The sequence below is a fragment of the Vibrio sp. 1288 genome, assembly GCF_033344475.1.
The window spans coordinates 1-660 of the sequence record NZ_JAWPOX010000615.1 but is presented as its reverse complement, the minus strand read 5'-3'; the positions used below and the strand labels follow the sequence as shown (position 1 = coordinate 660).

Below are 660 nucleotides of genomic sequence, written 5' to 3'. Positions count from 1 at the left end.
AATTGCTCAAGCAGAAGCAAATGAAGAGCAAGTTGAAATCAACTAACTTGTGAATCACGCTAAAAAATAAAATGAATGAGGACGCCACGTCCTCATTCTGCTATCTGGAACATCGAAAACCACCCTAATAGTAGGTAATTTATAGAACCTACAATATCAAGGCAGCCCCAACATCATGAAAAACATCGTGGTCCTAATTTCAGGTAACGGCAGTAACTTACAAGCCATTTTAGAAGCTTGTGAAAACAGCATGCCTAACGCACACGTTGCAGCAGTATTTTCTAATAAATCTGACGCATACGGCCTAGAACGTGCAAAACAGTTTAATGTTGATGGCCACTTTGTTGACCCAAAAGCGTTCGAGTCACGCGAGGCATTCGATGCCGAGTTGATGCAACAAATTGACAAGTATCAGCCCGATGTTGTCGTTCTTGCAGGGTACATGCGCATTCTTAGCGGTGCATTTGTTTCGCACTATCTCGGTAAGATGATCAACATTCACCCTTCTCTTCTACCTAAATACCCGGGTTTACACACCCACCAGCGCGCGATTGACGCCAAAGACAAAGAGCACGGCACAAGTGTTCACTTTGTCACAGAAGAGTTAGACGGCGGTCCCGTAGTTCTTCAAGCAAAAGTGACAGTATTTGAAGATGATGA

At 43.6% G+C, this 660-nt stretch carries 1 protein-coding gene; it reads left to right on the top strand.

Going from position 1 to position 660, the window contains the following annotated elements; translation table 11 throughout:
• Positions 1-175: 175 nt before the first annotated feature.
• The coding region (gene purN, locus R8O11_RS28355) for a phosphoribosylglycinamide formyltransferase (protein ID WP_318195012.1) at positions 176-660 on the top strand (485 nt) is incomplete at its 3' end.